The sequence below is a fragment of the Pseudomonas sp. P39-UII1 genome (assembly GCF_039672635.1).
GTDB lineage: Bacteria > Pseudomonadota > Gammaproteobacteria > Pseudomonadales > Pseudomonadaceae > Aquipseudomonas.
Genome location: NZ_JBDFPP010000008.1, coordinates 37,334 through 56,684, shown reverse-complemented (window position 1 = coordinate 56,684; position 19,351 = coordinate 37,334). Strand labels below are relative to the sequence as shown.

The following is a 19,351-nucleotide window of genomic DNA, read 5'->3' as shown; positions in this document are numbered from 1 at the left end:
AAATGAGCCAAACCCACCGAAGCTGAAGGCACCGCGCCCGCTCGGCGCCCACCTGTACACGGAGAACAACAAGATGAACGATGTGGTCATCGTCGCCGCAACCCGTACCGCCATCGGCAGCTTCCAGGGCGCCCTGGCCACGGTGCCCGCCGTCGACCTCGGCGCGGCCGTGATCAAGCGCCTGCTGGAGCAGACCGGGCTGGACCCGGCGCAGGTCGACGAAGTGATCCTGGGCCAGGTGCTCACCGCCGGTGCCGGGCAGAACCCCGCCCGCCAGGCCGCGATCAAGGCCGGCCTGCCCTACAGCGTGCCGGCGCTGACCCTGAACAAAGTCTGCGGCTCGGGCCTCAAGGCCCTGCACCTGGCGGCCCAGGCCATCCGTTGCGGCGATGCCGAGGTGGTAATTGCCGGCGGCCAGGAGAACATGAGCCTGGCCCCTTACGTGATGCCTTCGGCGCGCACCGGCCAACGCATGGGCCACGGCCAGCTGGTCGATAGCATGATCAGCGACGGCCTCTGGGATGCCTTCAACGACTACCACATGGGCATAACCGCAGAAAACCTGGTCGAGCAGTACAGCCTCAGCCGTGAACAACAGGATGCCTTCGCCGCCGAATCGCAGCGCAAGGCCGTGGCCGCCATCGAGGCCGGCCGTTTCCAGGACGAAATCACGCCAATCGTGATGCCACAGAAAAAAGGCGACCCCAAGGTCTTCGACCGTGACGAGCAGCCACGTCCGGACACTACCGCCGATTCCCTGGCCAAGCTGCGCCCGGCCTTCAAGAAAGACGGCAGCGTCACCGCGGGTAACGCCTCCAGCCTGAACGACGGCGCTGCAGCGGTGCTGCTGATGAGCGCTGCCAAGGCCAAGGCCCTGGGCCTGCCGGTGCTGGCGAAGATTGCCGCGTACGCCAGTGCGGGTGTGGACCCGGCAATCATGGGCATCGGCCCGGTATCGGCTACCCAACGCTGCCTGGACAAGGCGGGGTGGCAGCTGGCCGAACTGGACCTGATAGAGGCCAATGAGGCGTTTGCTGCACAGGCACTGGCGGTGGGCAAGGCGCTGGAATGGGATGCGACGCGGGTCAACGTGAATGGTGGGGCGATTGCCCTCGGCCACCCGATTGGGGCGTCGGGGTGCCGGGTGCTGGTGACCTTGCTGCACGAGATGATCAAGCGCGATGCCAAAAAGGGCCTGGCCACCCTGTGCATTGGGGGTGGGCAGGGTGTGGCGTTGGCCATCGAGCGTTGATCGGGGGTTGATGCAAGCTGTGCGGGCCTCTTCGCTTCACTCCAGCACAGCGCTGAAGAGGCCCTACGGATAACGCGTGCTCAGGCGGCAGCAGCACGCATGTCCAGACTTGCCAACCGGGCTACCTCCTGGCACTTCTGCACGGCGAAGGTCAGGTCGACCGAGTTGTGCAGCAGCGAGCAGGACGGCGCGACCCACAGGCGGTCACCCAGGCGTTCGGCCGCATGACGCAGCACGTCTGCAGCCCGTTCCAGGTCGCACGCCCCTGCGGCGCTGCCATTTACCAGGCCCAGCGACAGCACTTTGTAGGCCGGCAGGCGATCAAGAATCGTGGGGTACTGATCCGGCGCACGCACCAGGTCGATATGCAGGCCATCGACCGGCAGGTTGGCGGCCAGGCCGAGGTTTTGTTCCAGGCCACCGAAGTAGGTGGTCACCAGTTTTTTCAGCGGTGCGCGCTGGAGGATGTTGTACACGCGCTCATAGGCGTTCTTCCATTCCTGCGGCAGGTCGAGGACCAGAATCGGCTCGTCGATCTGTACCCATTCCACGCCCTGTGCGGCCAGGCGGTTGAGGACCTGGTCGTACAGCGGCAGCAGGCGATCGACCAGCTCCAGCTTGTCGAAATCCGCACCCTTGGCCTTGCCCAGCCACAGGTAGGTGAGCGGGCCGATGATCACCGGCTTGATGGCGTGGCCCAAGGCCTTGGCTTCGTCCACCTCATCGAACAGTTGCTCCCAGCTCAGCGCGAACTGCTGGTCAGCGGTAAACTCGGGGACCCGGTACTGGTAGTGGGTGTCGAACCATGGGGTCGTTTCCTGAGCCCCTTGGGCCATGGCAAACAAGGTCTGCAGGGTTGGCTTGGCACCCTCCTCGCCACGCAGGTGTTCGGGAATCACACCGAAGGTCAGCGAGTGGGTCAGCACCTGGTCATACCAGGCGAAATCGCCGACCGGGAGCAATTCGATACCGGCATCCTTCTGGGCCTGCCAGTGAGCGGCGCGCAACTCACGGCCAGCCTTGCGCAAGCCTGCCTCGTCCAGCTCACCGTTACAGAAGGCCGCCTGGGCTTTCTTCAGCTCGCGATCACCACCGATGCGCGAAAAACCCAGGTTGTGTGCCAGTGCCATGTCGTGTCTCTCAAAACCCAGAAAATGAATGAGAGAATTTTCAAGCGAAGCGCATTTCAAAACAAACTCATTAAATTTGAGATGAACTCAAGTATTGCTCATGATCGCCCTGCAGCTTGTCTTGATCAGAGCAGCATCCTGCGCCCTTGGACATGACCGCGCCCGCGCTCTGCCGCACAATGCCACCCTGATCAATCCAGGTGCCACCCACCATGAGCCTGTTGCAATCGGCGCTGCACGAAAAGCACTTCGTCTGCGTCATGGAGTTTGTGCCCAAGCCCTCGGCCGAGCGCTTCGCCGCGATGGAGGCGATCATGGCCCGTGCGCACCTGTGCGGCTGGCCGATGACCGTGGCCATCGGCGACCGCGTCGGCAGCCCGCTCGACCTCTCGCCACTGGATGCCCTGTCCAGTTTCAGCTCGCCCGTGCCTGCCCTGCCCCATTTCTCCGGCAAGGACCGCGAACGCCACCACCTGCTTGCGCAACTGCAGCGCATGGACGCCGCCGGCCTGGACCAATTGCTGCTACTGACCGGCGACCGCCTGCCTGGCCACCAGCCAGGCGAACGCCCGGTGCGCTACCTGGAGTCGGTGGCGGCGCTGCAGATCGCTCGCCAGGCCTGCCCCCATTGGCTGCTCGGCGCCGCGCTCAACCCGTTCAAATACCGTGAGGAAGAAGGCGGCGCACAGTACTTCAAGGCCGAGAAGAAGCTCGCTGCGGGCGCTGACTTCCTCACCCTGCAACTGGGCTTCGATGCCAGCAAGCATCAGGAGGCCATGCAATGGATGAGCCGCCAGGCCGCCCCAAAACCCATGCTCGCCTGCCTGATGAGCCTGACCCATGGCCGTGCGACGATGCTCGAGCATGTCGCCGGCGTGACCGTCTCGCCGTCCATGCGCGACATGCTCGAAGCCGAAGCTGATGTGTCCAAGGCGTACGCCCAGGCGCGCAGTGTCGATCGCCTGGCCTTGCAGATCATTGGTGTGAAGCTGATGGGTTACGCCGGGGTGCACCTGTCCGGTATTCACGAGCTCAAGCAATTGCTCGCCCTGGAACAGCGCCTGGAACATTGGCAGGCACGCATCCACGCGCTGGAACAGTGGGAGCCCGCCTGGGCCGAGAGCTGGCAGATGCCGGGCCTGCCAGCGGTAACCTTCCACCCACCGCAAGCGGCCTGGCGTCAGGGGGAGTCGCAGGTCAGTGCAACCCGCAGAGAAACACTGCGCTATCACCTGCTGCATGCGTTTCACGCGCTGCTGTTCAGCCGCACCCACTGGCTGAGCAAGGCCTTCGGCTGGACCGTGCGGCGACCATTCTGGAACACGGCCCGGGGCGCTCGCTGGCTACATGGCCTTGAGCGCTGCGTGAAACGGCCGCTGCTGGGCTGTGACACCTGCGGCCGTTGCCGGCTCGAAGACACCTTGTATGTCTGCCCGGAAACCTGCCCCAAGGGCCTGGCCAACGGCCCCTGTGGCGGTACTGCGCTGAACCGCTGCGAGTTCGGCGACCGTGAATGCATCCACAGCGTCAAATACCGCACCGCCAAGGCCGTGCGCCAGGCTGCCGTGCTCAGCGAGCGGCTGATCCCGTGCATCGACGTCGAAACACGCCACCGCAGCTCGTGGCCGCAGTGGTTCGACGCCTCGGCGCCGCGCCGGTTCAGCTCGCAGCCAGTGCCGCGAACCCAGCCCGAATCTTCGCCTCCGGCAGTTCATCGGCAATGAACACCATCACGCTCTCGCGGGTTTCGCCATCGGCCCATTCGGCATCCCAGTCGAAACCATAGAGCTTGAGCACGCCCTGGAACACCAGGCGGCGGTCGTCGCCGGCAATGTTGAGCACGCCCTTGTAGCGCAGCAGTTGCTTGCCGTGGGTTTCCAGCAGCTCGTTCATGAAGTCGCTGAGGCGGTCGATGTCCAGCGGCACTTCGGTACGCAGCACCAGCGTGGAGATCCGATCCGCTGTGGCGGGTTTCAACACCGGGCGCAGGGCCGGTTTCAGGTTGGCACCGAGGTCGGGGTTGAGGTTGAAACCGCGCACATCGAGCAGTTCGGCCAGCTCGATGCTGCCGTGTTCCACCACACGGATGGCCGCTCGGCCATTGATGCGCGCCAGGCGCTCGCGCAGGGCTTCTACCGCAGCCGGCTCGACCAGGTCGGTCTTGCTCAGCAGCAGGCGATCGGCAAACCCGACCTGGGCCTGGGCGATGGTCTGGGTCAGGTGCAATTCGGCATGGGCGGCATCGACCAAGGTGATGATGCCGTCGAGGATGTAGCGGTCGCGCAAGTCTTCTTCGATGAAGAAGGTCTGCGCCACCGGCGCCGGGTCAGCCAGGCCGGTGCATTCGATCACCAGGCGGTCGAAGGCGATCTCGCCGGCGTCCAGGCGCTCGAGCAGCAGGTACAGCGCGCGGGTCAGGTCGCCATGGATGCTGCAGCACACACAGCCGTTGGCCAGGGTCATCACCTGCACCGGTTCGTCGCCCAGCAGCTGGCTGTCGATGCCGGCCTCGCTGAACTCGTTTTCGATCACGGCGATTTTCAGGCCGTGCTCGGCCTTGAGCATGTGCTTGAGCAAGGTGGTCTTGCCTGCACCGAGAAAGCCGGTCAGCACGGTTACGGGAATAGGCGTCTGCACGCAGAAATCTCCTGAAGCTGAAAATGACTGTGGGAGCCCACAGGCTCCCACAGGTTCACGCAGTGTGCCGGCTCAGCAGCACTTGGGGCCGGACTTGCCACCGTAGCGGGCTTCCTGGCGTTCGCGGAAGAACGCCTCGTAGCTCATCACCGGCTTGTCCGGGTGCTTGGTCTGCATGTGCTCGACATAGTTGTCGTAGTCGGGCATGCCGACCATCAGGCGGGCTGCCTGCCCCAGGTACTTACCCAGTCGACCCAGGTCGTTGAACATCGCAGTATTCCTCTCAAGCGTCAGGCAGAGCCTGGAACGGGGTTTCCTTGTCGGTGCGCTCCTTGCGGCCAAGGGCGGCGTAGCCAACCTTGACGGCGAAGAACAGCACGCTGAACACCACTATCAGGAACAGCACGGTCAGGCCTGCGTTGGTGTAGGCGTTGTAGATCACATGCTGCATTTGCCCGATGTCCTTGGCCGGGGCCAGTACCTGGCCGGCGTCCAGCGCGGTGCTGTACTTCTTGGCCAGGGCCAGGAAGCCAACGGCCGGGTTCGGGTCGAACAGCTTGATCAGGCCCGCGGTGGTGGTGCAGATCAGCAGCCACACGGCTGGCAGCAGGGTGACCCAGACGTAGCGCTGGCGCTTCATCTTGATCAGCACCACGGTGCCGAGCATCAGGGCGATACCGGCCAGCATCTGGTTGGAGATGCCGAACAGCGGCCATAGGGTGTTGATGCCGCCCAGCGGGTCGATCACGCCCTGGTACAGCAGGTAGCCCCACAGCGCCACGCAGCCGGCGGTGCCGATCAGGTTGGCGGTCCACGACTCGGTACGTTTCAGGGCCGGGACAAAGCTGCCCAGCAGGTCCTGCAGCATGAAGCGGCCCGCGCGGGTACCGGCGTCCACTGCAGTCAGGATGAACAGCGCCTCGAACAGGATCGCGAAGTGGTACCAGAAGGCCATGGTGTTTTCACCCGGCAGCACCTGGTGCAGGATCTGCGCAATACCCACCGCCAGCGTCGGCGCACCACCGGCACGGGCCAGGATGGTGTGCTCGCCGATGTCACGGGCAACCGCTTCAAGCTGCTCGGGGCTGATCAGGAAGCCCCAGCTGCTGACCGTCTGCGCCACCGAAACCACGTCGGAGCCCACCACGGCGGCCGGGCTGTTCATGGCGAAATACACGCCCGGCTCGATTACCGAAGCGGCGACCATCGCCATGATGGCCACGAACGACTCCATCAGCATGCCGCCGTAGCCGATGTAACGGGCGTTGGTTTCGTTGTCCAGCAGCTTCGGCGTGGTCCCCGAGGAGATCAGCGCGTGGAAACCGGACACCGCACCACAGGCGATGGTGATGAACAGGAACGGGAACAGAGTGCCCTTCCATACCGGGCCAGTACCGTCGGTAAACTGGGTCAGCGCGGGCATTTTCAGCTCTGGCGCGATGATCAGGATACCGATGGCCAGGCCGACGATGGTGCCGATCTTGAGGAAGGTCGACAGGTAGTCACGCGGCGCCAGCACCAGCCATACCGGCAGCACGGCAGCGACAAAACCATAGCCCACCAGCATCCAGGTGATTTGCACGCCAGTGAAGGTGAACGCCGGGCCCCACACCGGGTCCGCGGCAATCTGGCCCCCCAGCCAGATCGACGCCAGCAGCAGCACCACGCCGACCACCGAGATTTCGCCGATGCGGCCCGGGCGGATATAGCGCATGTAGATGCCCATGAACATCGCGATCGGGATGGTCGCCATCACCGTGAACATGCCCCATGGGCTTTCGGCCAGGGCCTTGACCACGATCAGCGCCAGCACCGCAAGGATGATGATCATGATCAGGAAGCAGCCGAACAGGGCGATGGTGCCCGGGATGCGGCCCATTTCCTCGCGCACCATGTCGCCCAGCGAGCGACCGTTACGGCGGGTGGACAGGAACAGGACCATGAAGTCCTGCACCGCACCGGCCAGCACCACGCCGGCGATCAGCCAGAGCGTGCCGGGCAGGTAGCCCATCTGCGCAGCGAGCACAGGGCCGACCAGGGGCCCGGCGCCTGCAATAGCGGCGAAGTGGTGACCGAAGAGGATGTGTTTGTTGGTCGGGACGTAGTCCAGGCCGTCATTGTTGAGTACCGCGGGGGTGGCCCGGCGGGCATCGAGCTGCATCACCTTGGTGGCGATGAACAGGCTGTAGTAGCGATAGGCGACCAGGTAGATGGCCACTGACGCGACTACGATCCACAAGGCATTGATCGCCTCGCCGCGACGCAGGGCAACCACACCCAGCGCGCAGGCTCCTATGACTGCCAGCGCCAGCCACGGAATGTGGCGTAGCAGGCTATTATTGTTGTTCATGGTTTGCTTCCAGCTGGTGGATTGGAAAGACCGCCCACCGAGTCTAGGGCCAGTCATCGCGCATTGCCACACTTGCTTTGGTCTAGAGCCTCTGCGGCCAGATTGCGGTACCTGATAGCCACATAGGATTAACTATAGTCAGGATGAACCCCGGAGGGCTTGCCCATGCGCCAACACGACGAACGTCGCCGTTTTCAACGCATCGAGTTCGATGCCCCCGCCGAGTTGCGCCAGGGGAACCGCCGCTGGCCGGCAAAACTCATCGATCTGTCGCTTAAAGGCCTGCTGGTAGAACGCCCGAGAACCTGGGACGCCGACCTGACCCAGGATTTCGACGCGATCATCCACCTCGACCGGTATACCCGCGTGCAGATGCAAGTCGAACTGCGTCACGAGGAGCCTACTCGCCTGGGTTTCGTGTGCCTGTTCATCGACGTCGAATCGATGACGCATTTGCACCGTCTTGTGGAATTGAACCTTGCTGACAGCACCGAAATGATGCGTGAGCTGCGCCAACTCATCGAATAATGGAATCTCTTAGCTAGCTTAGATTTTTCCCACCTTGCGTTTCTTGTCTACCCAGACAGCTTCATGCCTGGGTAGCAGTGCTTTGTACACAGCCCTCTAGCACAGCATCTACCCACTTGGTACGCGATCTGCATCAGGGTCTTGCACACACTGCAAGGCCGCTTGTTCGCGCTCCAATCAAAATATTGTATACAATTTTTGTAGCAATCATTTGTAGGAAGTGTCTACAGTAGCGGCACAACAATAAACAGAGAGCCTGCTCAATGACTACGTCCCCTAGCACGTCTCCCGCCAAGCGCCCCGAGGACGAAAACCTCGGCCTTGGTGCCAACCTGGCTTATGGTCTGCAGCATGTGCTGACCATGTATGGCGGGATCGTCGCAGTACCCCTGATCCTGGGGCAGGCCGCGGGCCTGAACGGTGCCGAGATCGGCATGCTGATCGCCGCTTCGCTGTTCGCCGGTGGCCTGGCCACGCTGTTGCAAACGCTTGGCCTGCCCTTCTTCGGTTGCCAGTTGCCGTTGGTACAAGGCGTGTCTTTCGCCGGCGTGGCGACCATGGGGGCGATTCTCAGCAGCGAGGGCGGTGGTGGCTTGCCTGGCGTGCTGGGCGCGGTCATGGCGGCTTCGCTGATCGGCTTCCTGATCACCCCGGTGTTCTCGCGCATCACCAAGTTCTTCCCACCGCTGGTCACCGGCATCGTCATCACCACCATCGGCCTGACCCTGATGCCGGTGGCGGCGCGCTGGGTGATGGGCGGCAACAGCGCTTCGCCGGAATTCGGCAGCATGGCCAACATCGGCCTGGCGGGGCTTACCTTCGCCATCGTGCTGTTGCTGAGCAAGCTGGGCAGCGCGACCATTTCGCGGCTGTCGATCCTGCTGGCGATGGTGTTCGGTACCCTGATCGCCTGGGCGCTGGGCATGACCGACTTCAGCAAGGTCGCCGAAGGCCCGATGTTCGCCTTCCCCACGCCGTTCCACTTCGGCATGCCGACCTTCCACATCGCGGCCATCCTGTCGATGTGCATCGTGATCATGGTGACGCTGGTGGAAACCTCGGCAGACATCCTCGCCGTGGGTGAAATCATCGACACCAAGGTCGACTCCAAACGCCTGGGCGACGGCCTGCGCGCCGACATGGCGTCGAGCATCCTGGCGCCGATCTTCGGCTCCTTCACCCAAAGCGCCTTCGCCCAGAACGTCGGCCTGGTGGCCGTGACCGGGGTCAGAAGCCGCTACGTGGTGGCGACTGGTGGCGTGATCCTGGTAGTGCTGGGCCTGCTGCCGGTCATGGGCCGGGTGATTGCCGCGGTCCCGACACCGGTACTCGGCGGGGCAGGCATCGTGCTGTTCGGCACCGTGGCGGCCAGTGGCATTCGTACCCTGTCGAAGGTCAACTACAAGAACAACGTCAACCTGATCATCGTCGCCGCTTCGCTGGGCTTCGGCATGATCCCGATTGCCGCACCGACCTTCTACCACCAATTCCCGAACTGGTTCGAGACCATCTTCCACTCGGGCATCAGCTCGGCGGCGATCATGGCTATCCTGCTGAACCTGATCTTCAACCACTTCACGGCCGGCAACTCGGACCAGCAGTCGGTATTTGCCGCGGCCTACGAACGCACCATCCAGTATTCGGACATCTCCTCGCTGCGTGATGGCGATTACTTCAAGGATGGCAAGCTGTTCGATGCCGAAGGCAATGAGGTGCCCGTGCTGGAACTGGACGAGCATGGCAATGCGGCGCCCAGGCGAACACCGGTCGCCGAGCATTGACCGCTGACTGAGCGGTTACGCAGGGGAGCCGACGCGCATCGTCGGCTCCCCTTTTTGCTTGTCTGTACTGGCCTCTTCGCGGGGCAAGCCCGCTCCCACAGGCTCCCCACAGTTTCTGGACCCTGTGGGGAGCCTGTGGGAGCGGGCTTGCCCCGCGAAGGAGCCGGACAGACTATGAATTACTCGAACAAGGCATCCAGGGCCTGTTCCAGCCGAGTCACGGCAATCACCTGCAGCCCAGGCGGCGATTCCTTGGGCGCATTGCCCTTGGGCACGATGGCCCGCTTGAAGCCATGCTTTGCCGCCTCCTTCAAGCGCTCCTGCCCGCTCGGCACCGGCCGCACTTCGCCGGACAGGCCGATCTCGCCGAACACCAGCAACCCGTGGGCCAATGGCCGGTTGCGCAGGCTGGACATCACCGCCGCCAGCAAGGCCAGGTCGGAGGCCGTTTCGAGCACCTTCACCCCGCCAACCACGTTGAGAAACACGTCCTGGTCATGGGTGGGAATACCGCCATGGCGGTGCAGGACCGCCAGCAGCATGGCCAGGCGGTTCTGGTCCAGGCCCAGGGTGACCCGCCGTGGGTTGGCCAGGTGGCTGTCGTCGACCAGCGCCTGCACTTCCACCAGCATCGGCCGGGTACCTTCCCAGGTAGCCATGACCACACTGCCCGGCACTTCCTCCTGGGCCCGGTTGAGGAAGATCGCCGAAGGGTTGGAAACCTCCTTCAAGCCGCGATCGGTCATGCCGAACACACCCAGCTCGTTGATTGCGCCAAAGCGGTTCTTCACTGCCCGCAACAGGCGCAGGCGGCCATCGGATTCGCCCTCGAAATACAGCACCGTGTCGACCATGTGCTCCAGCACGCGAGGCCCTGCCAGCGAACCTTCCTTGGTGACATGGCCAACCAGGAAGATCGCCGTACCGCTCTGCTTGGCATAGCGCACCAGCAAGGCGGCACTCTCGCGCACCTGGGCCACGCCGCCTGGGGCCGACTGCAGTTGTTCGGTGAAGATGGTCTGGATCGAGTCGATGACCATGACGCGGGGCTTTTCCTGCCGCGCCGTGGCGATGATCGTCTCGATGCAGGTTTCGGTCATGACCTTGAGCTTGTCCTGCGGCAGGCCCAGGCGCCGCGAGCGCATGGCCACCTGCTGTTGCGATTCCTCGCCTGTGACATACAACGCGGGCATGTTCACGGCGATGTTGCACAAGGTCTGCAGCAGGATGGTCGATTTGCCGATGCCGGGGTCGCCGCCGATCAACACCACCGAGCCATCGACCAGGCCGCCACCCAGCACGCGATCGAGCTCGGTGCTGCTGGTGGTGAAGCGCGGAATCTCCTCAACGCTGACTTCGGCCAGGGTCTTGAGCTGCGCTTGCTGCCCCGCCCAACCTGTACGCCCGCTGGGCGCGGCCGCGCCACCGCTCTCGATCATGGTTTCGACCAGGGTGTTCCAGGCCCCGCATTCGCCACACTGGCCGGCCCATTTGGGGAAGGTCGCACCGCATTCGGTGCAGCCATACAAACGCTTGGCTTTGGCCATGGGGCAGGGTCTCCTGGAAAAAGTCGCCATGATAGCCGACGCAGACGTGCCTCGAACGCGTTGGGATGCGACAAAACTATTCGTTCTAAGCGCAGTCACTACCCCTGAACGTCACGCATGAAGCGTTTTAGTGGCTTACACTGCGTTAACCTCACCATTTGTTACAAAGGAATCGAACATGGGAATGATCAGTGAGTTCAAGGCCTTCGCGGTCAAAGGCAATGTCGTCGACATGGCGGTCGGTATCATCATCGGCGCAGCCTTCGGCAAGATCGTCTCCTCTTTCGTCGGCGACGTGGTCATGCCGCCACTGGGGCTGCTGATCGGCGGCGTGGACTTCAGCGACCTGGCCATTACCCTGAAGGCCGCAGAGGGCGATATCCCCGCCGTGGTGCTGGCTTACGGCAAATTCATTCAGACCGTGATCGACTTCGTGATCGTGGCGTTTGCCATCTTCATGGGCGTGAAGGTCATCAACCGCCTCAAGCGCGAGGAAGCCGTGGCCCCGAGCGTGCCGCCTGCCCCGACGCCTCAGGAAACATTGCTGACCGAGATTCGCGACCTGCTCAAGACGCAGAACCAGGATCGCCTGCCTTGAACAATCTGGGGGCGCCTCGCGCCCCAATCGCCGGCAAGCCGGCTCCCACAGGTAGATGCAGTTCGCTCGTCGGAGCCGGCTTGCCGGCGATTGGGGCGCAAAGCGGCCCCGTGCATCACCAGTAGTTTTCCACCGCTACCTGCCCCGGCCGTTTGCTCAGGCTCAGCTGCAGGTCGCGCGCCTTGAGCACTTTACGCGTGTCATCAATCATCTCTGGGTTACCGCAGAGCATGATCCGCGAGTGCTCAGGCGAAAACTCAAGCCCCGCTGCCTTCTCCAATTCGCCGGTCTCGATCAGTGTGGTGATGCGCGCGTTCAATGCCCCCGGGTGGGGCTCGCGGGTAACCACCGGGATAAACTGCAACTTGCCTGCGAACTCGGCCAGGTATTCACGCTGTTCCAGCCCGGCGATGTCGTCCACATACGCCAGCTCCTTCGCCTCGCGCACTGAATACACCAGCTTGATGTTGTCGAAACGCTCCCAGGCTTCAAAATCCTGCAGGATCGACATGAACGGAGCAATGCCGGTACCGGTCGCCAGCAACCACAGGTCACGCCCGCCGACGAAGCGGTCGAGGGTCAGGAAGCCGAATGCCTGGCGGTCGATCAGCAAGGTGTCACCCTCGCCCAGGCGGCTCAGCTCGCTGGTGAACTCCCCGCCCGGCACCACGATGGAAAAGAAGTCCAGGTGTTCGTCGTGCGGCGCACTCACCATGGAATAGGCACGCCAGACCACACTGCCGTCGGCCTTGGTTACGCCAAGCCGGGCGAACTGGCCGGCACGGAAGCGAAACCCCGTATCGCGAGTCACCCGCAGGCTGAACAGGTTCGGCGTCAGCGGCTGGACGTCGAGCAGGGTCTGGCGGGTAAACTTGTCGGCACTGGCGGTCATGACGGGCTCCAAAAATAGCGTGTGCACAGTGTCGCGCAAAGCGGCCTGGATAAAAACCACCTAGATGTAGGGGCACGGCAAGTCAATCGTGCCGTTTTCTCAGAGAAACCTGATCGCTATAACAAAAAAATCCCAACACAGCGCTCGGACTTTTCCTACAATGCTTCGGGTATGCGAACGGATTGGATCCGCAAACCGAGGGAGTGTGCCGGATGCTTCAATGGAATCACGAGCATCTACATAGGTTGATCAGCGAGAGCGCGCCGCAAAAGGTGTTCGACCTCGCTGTGCACCTGGCACAGGATATGGACATGGACTTCCTGGGCCTGAAAATTCGCATTCAGCTTGCAGCTCAAGCACCCAAGCTCTTCCTCTACAGCAACTACCCCGAGGCCTGGATCGAGCGTTATCAGCGCGATGAGTTCTATAAAGAGGACGCGGCAGCCGTCTGCAGCCATGCCTCGACGATGCCGGTGCTGTGGACCGATGAGCTTTATCGTGAAACGCCGCATTTTCGCCAGCAAGCCTGCGAACATGGCCTGCGCCATGGCTGGACGCAGTCGCTGCACGACCTGCAGCACAACGAGAGCCAGGTCAGTGTTTGCAGGCCCACCGGCGAGGTGAGCATCGCCGAGCTCTACGACAAGGCCGGCAAAGTGCAGTGGTTGTGCCACACCCTTCACGCCATCGTCAGCGAGCATCACCTGGCCAGGCTCAGTTCGCCTCCTGTCAAAATGAGCGAGCGCGAACTCGAGGTGCTCAAATGGTCGGCCGCCGGCAAGACGGCCGCCGATGTAGCCTGCATCCTTTCCCTTTCGCAAAGCACGGTGAACTTCCACATTCGCAGCGTGATCACCAAGACCAACGCCGCCAACAAGGCAGGCGCTGTCGCCATCGCCATGATGCGCGGCCTGATCGATCAGTAGCCAGGCCTGCGACTGTCGGCAAAGCCCTGTAGAATCGCGGACCAAAGCCCGAGGCGATCCGCCACGGGCAGATCCGTACCCGAGCCAGACGCCATGCCCCTGTTGACCACCCCCTTCGCCGAACTCGACCTGATCCGCCAACCGGACCAGGCCAACGACCCGCTGCAGGCCTTCGATGCTGCCGATGAGTACCTGCTCGAACAGTTGCATGGGCAACAGCTGGCTGCCGAGTGCCGGGTGCTGATACTCAATGACAGCTTCGGTGCCCTGGCCGCCAGCCTGGCCGGCCACCTGCCGGTGGTCAGCAGCGGCGACTCGCACCTGGCCCACCTGGCCCTGGAAAAAAACCTCGCGCGCAATGGCAAGGCGTTCGACAGCGTGCCATTCGTGCCCGCCAGCGAGCACTGCCAGGGCCCGTTCGATCGCGTGCTGGTGCGCGTGCCCAAGACCCTGGCGCTGCTTGAAGAGCAACTGATCCGCCTGCAAGGCCACCTGGCCCCCGGCGCACAAGTGATTGCCGGGGCAATGATCAAACACCTGCCGCGGGCGGCTGGCGACTTGCTGGAGAAGTACATCGGCCCGGTGCAGGCTTCGCTGGCACAGAAAAAAGCGCGCCTGCTGACCGCTACCGTCGCCGAGCGCCCCGTTGCACGTTCGCCCTACCCCACCCGCTACCAGCTGGACGCCCCTGCGCTGGAACTGCTCAACCACGCCAACGTATTCTGCCGCGACGGCCTGGACATCGGCACCCGCGCGTTCCTCCCGCACTTGCCACGCGACCTGGGCAATGCACGGGTTGCCGACCTGGGTTGCGGCAACGGCGTGCTCGGTATCGCCAGCGCGCTGGCCAACCCGCTGGCGCAGTACACGTTGGTCGATGAGTCGTACATGGCGGTGCAGTCGGCCCAGGAAAACTGGCAGGCCGCACTGGGCGACCGCGAGGTGACAGTGCTGGCAGGCGACGGCCTGGCCGGGGTGGAAAAACAGTCGCTGGACGTGGTGCTGTGCAATCCGCCGTTCCACCAGCAGCAGGTGGTGGGCGACTTCCTGGCCTGGCGCATGTTCCAGCAGGCGCGCGAAGCGCTGGTGGTGGGGGGTGCGCTGTATATCGTCGGCAACCGTCACCTGGGCTACCACAGCAAGCTGGCGCGGTTGTTCAGAGGGGTGGAGCAAGTGGCGGCGACGCCGAAGTTCGTGATCCTCAAGGCCCGCAAGTAACCATTGCGTGCCCTATCGCCGGCAAGCCGGCTCTCCCAGGCATTGCGGTGCTCTCAAGCACAACGCTGTACCTGCAGGAGCCGGCTTGCCGGCGATAGGCCCATCACTGGACAGTCTTCAATGGGTGGTCAGCCCGGCCGCCCCCATGAACAGCCGCATTACATAGGCAGCCACACCCAGCGCCGCCACGCTCATCGCCCAGATCAGCAGCAGCCAGCCCAGCCGCTGCCAAAGCGGTTTTTTCTCTTCAAGGCCATGTTTGCCAGCCATCATGCACCTCTCCTAGTGATAGCCGTCTTCGTGGGTGACCTTGCCGCGGAACACGTAGTAGCTCCAGAAGGTGTACCCAAGGATGAACGGCAGGATGAACAGCGTGCCCACCAACATGAAGCCCTGGCTTTGTGGCGGTGCAGCGGCCTCCCAGATCGAGATCGACGGCGGGATGATGTTCGGCCACAGGCTGATGCCCAGGCCACTGTAGCCAAGGAAGATCAGCACCAGGGTCAACAGGAACGGCGTGTAGTTGGCACTGCGCGCCACCGCTTTGAACAGGCCGTAGAAGGTCACCAGCACCAGGACCGGCACCGGCATGAACCACAGCAGGTTAGGCATGCTGAACCAGCGATCGGCGATCTGCGGGTAAGCGATCGGCGTCCACAGGCTGACGATACCGATCACCACCAGCAACACCAGTGCCAGTGGCCGGCCGAGTTTGTGCATCTGCGCCTGCAACGGCCCCTCGGTCTTCATGATCAGCCAGGTGCAGCCCAGCAAGGTATACGCAACGATCAGGCCCAGGCCGCAGAACAGGCTGAACGGGGTCAGCCAGTCGAGCGTGCCGCCGGCGAAATGCCGGTCGACCACTTTGAACCCCTCCATGAACGCGCCCAGCGCAACACCCTGGAAGAACGTCGCCACCAGCGAGCCGCCGATAAATGCCTTGTTCCAGATATGGCGCTTGTCATCCTTGGCCTTGAAGCGGAATTCGAACGCCACGCCGCGGAATATCAGGCCGATGAGCATCAGAATCAGCGGGAGGTACAAGGCTTCGAGCACCACTGCGTAGGCCAGTGGGAACGCCCCGAACAGCCCGGCACCGCCGAGCACTAGCCACGTCTCGTTGCCGTCCCACACGGGGGCGACGGTGTTCATCATCACGTCACGGTCATGCTCGCCCTTGACGAACGGGAAGAGCATGCCGATGCCCAGGTCAAAACCATCCATCACCACGTACATCATGACGCCGAAGATGATGATCACAGCCCAGATCAGCGGAAGGTCGATACCCATGGCTCAGTTCTCCTTGCTCAGGCTGGGGGTGTTGGCCTCGCGGCCATCATCGGCGGCAGACAGCGGCCGTGCCGGCGTACGTTTTTGCCCGGGGCCACCCGGCGTGTGATCATCACCCTCGCCTGTTTTCGGCCCTTTGCGCACCAGGCGCATCATGTACCCAAGGCCCGTGCCGAACAGCGCGAAGTAAACCACCACGAAAGCCACCAGGGTGAACCCAAGTTGTGCATAACTGTGGTTGGAAACAGCTTCCGAGGTGCGCATCAAGCCATAGACCACCCACGGCTGACGGCCGATCTCGGTGGTGAACCAGCCAGCCAGGATCGCGACCAGGCCGGACGGGCCCATCCACAGGGTCAGGTAAAGGAACGGCCGTGAGCTGTAGAGGGTGCCGCGCTTGCGCAGCCACAGGCTCCACAGGCCGACGAAGATCATCAGGAAGCCCAGCCCGACCATGACCCGGAACGACCAGAAGACAATGGTCGAATTGGGCCGGTCCTCGGGTGGGAACTCCTTCATGGCCGGCACCTGTTTATCCAGGCTGTGGGTGAGGATGAGGCTGCCAAGCGCCGGGATCTCGACCTTGAAGCGGGTGGTCTCGGCTTTCATGTCGGGGATGCCGAACAGGATCAGTGGGGTTGGCTCGCCGGGCACGTTCTCCCAATGGCCTTCGATCGCGGCAATCTTTACCGGCTGGTGCTTGAGGGTGTTGAGGCCGTGGAAGTCACCGATGACTGCCTGCACCGGCGCGACGATCAGCGCCATCCACATGGCCATCGAGAGCATCTTGCGCACGGCCGGGTTGTCGCGCCCGCGCAGCAGGTGCCAGGCCGCCGAGGCGCCGACGAAGAAGGCCGTCGCAACGAACGCGGCAGTGGCCATGTGCATCAGGCGATAGGGGAACGACGGGTTGAAGATCACCGCCAGCCAGTCAACCGGAACCACACGGCCGTCGATGATCTCGTGGCCTTGCGGGGTTTGCATCCAGCTGTTGGAGGCGAGGATCCAGAACGTCGACACCAGGGTGCCCAGCGCCACCATCACCGTGGCGAAGAAGTGCAGGCCGCGGCCCACGCGGTTCCAGCCGAACAGCATGACGCCGAGGAAGCCCGCCTCGAGGAAGAACGCGGTCAGCACTTCATAGGTCAGTAGCGGGCCGGTGACGGCGCCTGCGAAGTCGGAGAAGCGGCTCCAGTTGGTGCCGAACTGGTAGGCCATGACCAGGCCGGAGACCACGCCCATGCCGAAGTTGACGGCGAAGATTTTCGACCAGAAGTGGTAGAGGTCACGGTAGACCTGCTCGTGGGTCCTCAGCCAGAGGCCTTCGAGAACCGCCAGGTAGCTCGCCAGGCCGATGGTAATGGCCGGGAACAGGATGTGAAACGACACGGTAAAGGCAAACTGAATTCGGGCGAGCTCGAGGGCTTCTATTCCGAACATGGTGCTTCCTCTTCAGATAATCTGGCTTCCGGGCTTGTGGCCCCGTTGCCCACTGCCCCCACGTCTCAGTCGAGTGCGGCCTGTTGGAATTGTTCTGTTCGATCGCAGGGATTTCGGCCTACAGGCCAATTCGTTGCATCTGGAACGATTGATCCAGATCAACGCGTGCTAGGAAGCATAGTCCCGAATAGACGGGGGAGCCGTGTGGTTGATTGCCGCGTGACGTGTTGTCCCATCCCCTTCCGAGACACGTGAAAAAGTGCCGATCACGGCAAACAGTAACTGTTTGTTACAAACAGATGATACGCTGCGGGCCCCTCTACTGCGCCGAGGCCACAGGTTCGCGATGTCCGATTCAGCACCGCAGTTATTACGCCATCACCGCCCTTTCGTTGCCTTCTGGCTGGCCCGGGTATTCACCGCCAGCGGCTTCCAGATGCTCACCGTGGCCATTGGCTGGCACCTGTACCAGCTGACCGGCAATGTGCTCGACCTGGGCCTGGTCGGCCTGGTCGAATTCGCGCCGCGCGTGCTGTTCATGCTGCACACCGGGCATGTCGCCGACCGTTATGACCGGCGCAAGGTCGCCGCCCTGTGCCAGACCCTGCAGGGCCTGATCGCCCTGGCCCTGGCGTTGGGCAGCGCCACCGACAACGTCAGCCGCGAATTGATCTTCGTGCTGGCCTTCCTGCTGGGCGCCACGCGCTCGTTCGAAATGCCCGCCACCCAGGCGTTGTTGCCCAATGTAGTGCCGCCTGGGCTGTTTCCACGAGCTGTCGCGGCGTCTGCTTCGGCGACCCAGGCGGCGACCATCGTCGCCCCGGCCGTGGGCGGTTTCCTCTATGCCTTCGGCAGCATCTGGGTGTACGGCCCGACCGTGGCCCTGTATGCCATTGCCTGCCTGCTGATGCTGAGCCTGGACTCGCGCCAGCAGGTACCGCAGCGCGGGCGCGCCAGCCTGGAGTCGCTGCTGGCCGGGATTCGCTTCATCCGCAGCCGGCCCGACATTCTCGGGGCCATTTCGCTCGACCTGTTCGCCGTACTGCTGGGTGGTGCCACCGCGCTGTTGCCGGTGTTCGCCAAGGACATCCTGTTAACCGGCCCGTGGGGCCTGGGCCTGCTGCGCTCGGCACCGGCGGTGGGGGCGCTGCTGATGTCACTGTGGCTGGCGCGCTTCCCGGTTGAGCGCAAGGTCGGCCGCATCATGTTCACGGCGGTCGGCGTGTTTGGCGTGGCGACCATCGCGTTTGGCCTGTCGACCTCGTTCTGGTTCTCGTTGGCAGTGCTGGTGGTGCTGGGCGCGGCAGACATGATCAGCATGGTGATCCGCGGCGCCTTCGTGCAGCTGGAGACGCCCGACGAGATGCGCGGCCGGGTGAGCGCGGTCAACGGGTTGTTCATCGGTGCCTCGAATCAGCTCGGCGAGTTCGAATCCGGTGTCACGGCGCACTGGTTTGGTACGGTGCCGGCGGTGGTGATGGGCGGGGTGGGCACACTGGTGGTGACGGGGGTGTGGATAAAAATGTTCCCGACGCTGGCCAAGCGGGACCGGTTGCATAACGGTTGATCAGTTGCCTGTGCCGCCCTCTTCGCGGGACATGCCCGGCCCCACAGGGCCGGTACCGGCTATGCAAACCCATTCCCCAACGGCCATAGGCCCCCGCCAAGCATGCTGGTATGATGCGCGGCTTTTTTCCTCCCCACACAAAACCACGGCAACCGGTACGGTCTGTGCTTTGCTGATGGGGTCGATACATTCATG

The 19,351-nt window shown here is 63.2% G+C and carries 16 protein-coding genes and 1 pseudogene; 8 read left to right on the top strand and 9 right to left on the bottom strand.

The window, feature by feature from the left end; all coding sequences use genetic code 11:
• The first annotated feature begins 73 nt into the window (after positions 1–73).
• On the top strand, positions 74–1,252 hold the full coding sequence (locus tag ABEH27_RS12695) for an acetyl-CoA C-acetyltransferase (protein ID WP_346613917.1): 1,179 nt from the start codon (positions 74–76) through the stop codon (positions 1,250–1,252).
• Between the two features lie 110 nt (positions 1,253–1,362).
• Here the strand turns inward: ABEH27_RS12695 and ABEH27_RS12690 are convergent.
• Positions 1,363–2,382: pseudogene (locus ABEH27_RS12690) on the bottom strand (5-methyltetrahydropteroyltriglutamate--homocysteine S-methyltransferase); the annotation flags it as partial.
• Between the two features lie 212 nt (positions 2,383–2,594).
• On the opposite strand from ABEH27_RS12690, the gene ABEH27_RS12685 reads away from it, so the two are divergent.
• Positions 2,595–4,106, top strand: coding sequence for a methylenetetrahydrofolate reductase C-terminal domain-containing protein (locus ABEH27_RS12685; protein WP_346613916.1), 1,512 nt, complete (start codon positions 2,595–2,597; stop codon positions 4,104–4,106).
• Here the strand turns inward: ABEH27_RS12685 and yjiA are convergent.
• The 3 genes from yjiA to ABEH27_RS12670 form a co-directional block, all read right to left on the bottom strand.
• Entirely contained in the window at positions 4,042–5,019 is a 978-nt protein-coding gene (gene yjiA, locus ABEH27_RS12680; protein ID WP_346613915.1) for a GTPase, read from the bottom strand. The genes ABEH27_RS12685 and yjiA overlap by 65 nt on opposite strands.
• Positions 5,020–5,091: 72 nt before the next feature.
• Entirely contained in the window at positions 5,092–5,289 is a 198-nt protein-coding gene (locus ABEH27_RS12675; protein WP_008094130.1) for a YbdD/YjiX family protein, read from the bottom strand.
• 13 nt (positions 5,290–5,302) lie between these two features.
• Entirely contained in the window at positions 5,303–7,369 is a 2,067-nt protein-coding gene (locus ABEH27_RS12670) for a carbon starvation CstA family protein (protein ID WP_346613914.1), read from the bottom strand.
• Positions 7,370–7,534: 165 nt separating this feature from the next.
• Here ABEH27_RS12670 and ABEH27_RS12665 point away from each other — a divergent pair, with 165 nt between their 5' ends.
• Together ABEH27_RS12665 and ABEH27_RS12660 are read left to right on the top strand one after the other, a co-directional pair.
• A complete protein-coding gene (locus ABEH27_RS12665; protein WP_346613913.1) occupies positions 7,535–7,897 on the top strand; it encodes a PilZ domain-containing protein in 363 nt (120 codons plus the stop codon).
• 263 nt (positions 7,898–8,160) lie between these two features.
• Complete coding sequence (locus tag ABEH27_RS12660; RefSeq protein WP_346613912.1) at positions 8,161–9,678, top strand: nucleobase:cation symporter-2 family protein; 1,518 nt, start codon at positions 8,161–8,163, stop codon at positions 9,676–9,678.
• Positions 9,679–9,857: 179 nt separating this feature from the next.
• Here ABEH27_RS12660 and radA read toward each other — a convergent pair whose 3' ends face one another.
• Positions 9,858–11,225, bottom strand: a complete 1,368-nt coding sequence (radA, locus tag ABEH27_RS12655; RefSeq protein ID WP_346613911.1) for a DNA repair protein RadA — start codon at positions 11,223–11,225, stop codon at positions 9,858–9,860.
• A gap of 178 nt (positions 11,226–11,403) precedes the next feature.
• On the opposite strand from radA, the gene mscL reads away from it, so the two are divergent.
• Positions 11,404–11,823, top strand: coding sequence for a large-conductance mechanosensitive channel protein MscL (gene mscL / locus ABEH27_RS12650; protein ID WP_346613910.1), 420 nt, complete (start codon positions 11,404–11,406; stop codon positions 11,821–11,823).
• Positions 11,824–11,938: 115 nt separating this feature from the next.
• On the opposite strand, the gene ABEH27_RS12645 is transcribed toward mscL, so the two are convergent.
• The gene (locus ABEH27_RS12645; protein WP_346613909.1) at positions 11,939–12,715 is read right to left on the bottom strand and encodes a ferredoxin--NADP reductase; all 777 of its coding nucleotides are present in this window, start codon (positions 12,713–12,715) and stop codon (positions 11,939–11,941) included.
• A 212-nt stretch (positions 12,716–12,927) separates the two neighbouring features.
• On the opposite strand from ABEH27_RS12645, the gene ABEH27_RS12640 reads away from it, so the two are divergent.
• Both ABEH27_RS12640 and ABEH27_RS12635 read left to right on the top strand, forming a co-directional pair.
• Positions 12,928–13,641 (top strand): autoinducer binding domain-containing protein, encoded by a 714-nt coding sequence (locus tag ABEH27_RS12640; RefSeq protein WP_346613908.1) that lies wholly within the window; start codon positions 12,928–12,930, stop codon positions 13,639–13,641.
• A gap of 93 nt (positions 13,642–13,734) precedes the next feature.
• Positions 13,735–14,859, top strand: coding sequence for a methyltransferase (locus ABEH27_RS12635; RefSeq protein ID WP_346613907.1), 1,125 nt, complete (start codon positions 13,735–13,737; stop codon positions 14,857–14,859).
• Positions 14,860–14,976: 117 nt separating this feature from the next.
• Here ABEH27_RS12635 and ABEH27_RS12630 read toward each other — a convergent pair whose 3' ends face one another.
• Genes ABEH27_RS12630 through ABEH27_RS12620 form a run of 3 tightly spaced genes read right to left on the bottom strand, consistent with a single transcriptional unit; the run spans position 14,977 to position 17,589 of the window.
• Complete coding sequence (locus ABEH27_RS12630) at positions 14,977–15,132, bottom strand: DUF2474 domain-containing protein (RefSeq protein WP_346613906.1); 156 nt, start codon at positions 15,130–15,132, stop codon at positions 14,977–14,979.
• 9 nt (positions 15,133–15,141) lie between these two features.
• Positions 15,142–16,149: a cytochrome d ubiquinol oxidase subunit II gene (gene cydB / locus ABEH27_RS12625; protein ID WP_346613905.1), complete on the bottom strand. Its 1,008-nt coding sequence runs from the start codon at positions 16,147–16,149 to the stop codon at positions 15,142–15,144.
• A gap of 3 nt (positions 16,150–16,152) precedes the next feature.
• Positions 16,153–17,589 (bottom strand): cytochrome ubiquinol oxidase subunit I, encoded by a 1,437-nt coding sequence (locus ABEH27_RS12620; protein ID WP_346613904.1) that lies wholly within the window; start codon positions 17,587–17,589, stop codon positions 16,153–16,155.
• 346 nt (positions 17,590–17,935) lie between these two features.
• On the opposite strand from ABEH27_RS12620, the gene ABEH27_RS12615 reads away from it, so the two are divergent.
• Positions 17,936–19,156, top strand: coding sequence for an MFS transporter (locus tag ABEH27_RS12615; protein WP_346613903.1), 1,221 nt, complete (start codon positions 17,936–17,938; stop codon positions 19,154–19,156).
• Positions 19,157–19,351 lie beyond the last annotated feature (195 nt).

What these genes read in the sequence shown, in the direction of transcription:
- ABEH27_RS12675 (WP_008094130.1), bottom strand. Translation starts at nt 5,289, where the DNA reads ATGTTCAACGACCTGGGTCGACTGGGTAAGTACCTGGGGCAGGCAGCC.
- ABEH27_RS12615 (WP_346613903.1), top strand. Translation starts at nt 17,936, where the DNA reads ATGTCCGATTCAGCACCGCAGTTATTACGCCATCACCGCCCTTTCGTT.
- ABEH27_RS12640 (WP_346613908.1), top strand. Translation starts at nt 12,928, where the DNA reads ATGCTTCAATGGAATCACGAGCATCTACATAGGTTGATCAGCGAGAGC.
- ABEH27_RS12670 (WP_346613914.1), bottom strand. Translation starts at nt 7,369, where the DNA reads ATGAACAACAATAATAGCCTGCTACGCCACATTCCGTGGCTGGCGCTG.
- ABEH27_RS12620 (WP_346613904.1), bottom strand. Translation starts at nt 17,589, where the DNA reads ATGTTCGGAATAGAAGCCCTCGAGCTCGCCCGAATTCAGTTTGCCTTT.
- ABEH27_RS12695 (WP_346613917.1), top strand. Translation starts at nt 74, where the DNA reads ATGAACGATGTGGTCATCGTCGCCGCAACCCGTACCGCCATCGGCAGC.
- ABEH27_RS12660 (WP_346613912.1), top strand. Translation starts at nt 8,161, where the DNA reads ATGACTACGTCCCCTAGCACGTCTCCCGCCAAGCGCCCCGAGGACGAA.
- ABEH27_RS12645 (WP_346613909.1), bottom strand. Translation starts at nt 12,715, where the DNA reads ATGACCGCCAGTGCCGACAAGTTTACCCGCCAGACCCTGCTCGACGTC.
- ABEH27_RS12685 (WP_346613916.1), top strand. Translation starts at nt 2,595, where the DNA reads ATGAGCCTGTTGCAATCGGCGCTGCACGAAAAGCACTTCGTCTGCGTC.
- mscL (WP_346613910.1), top strand. Translation starts at nt 11,404, where the DNA reads ATGGGAATGATCAGTGAGTTCAAGGCCTTCGCGGTCAAAGGCAATGTC.
- ABEH27_RS12635 (WP_346613907.1), top strand. Translation starts at nt 13,735, where the DNA reads ATGCCCCTGTTGACCACCCCCTTCGCCGAACTCGACCTGATCCGCCAA.
- cydB (WP_346613905.1), bottom strand. Translation starts at nt 16,149, where the DNA reads ATGGGTATCGACCTTCCGCTGATCTGGGCTGTGATCATCATCTTCGGC.
- ABEH27_RS12630 (WP_346613906.1), bottom strand. Translation starts at nt 15,132, where the DNA reads ATGATGGCTGGCAAACATGGCCTTGAAGAGAAAAAACCGCTTTGGCAG.
- radA (WP_346613911.1), bottom strand. Translation starts at nt 11,225, where the DNA reads ATGGCCAAAGCCAAGCGTTTGTATGGCTGCACCGAATGCGGTGCGACC.
- ABEH27_RS12665 (WP_346613913.1), top strand. Translation starts at nt 7,535, where the DNA reads ATGCGCCAACACGACGAACGTCGCCGTTTTCAACGCATCGAGTTCGAT.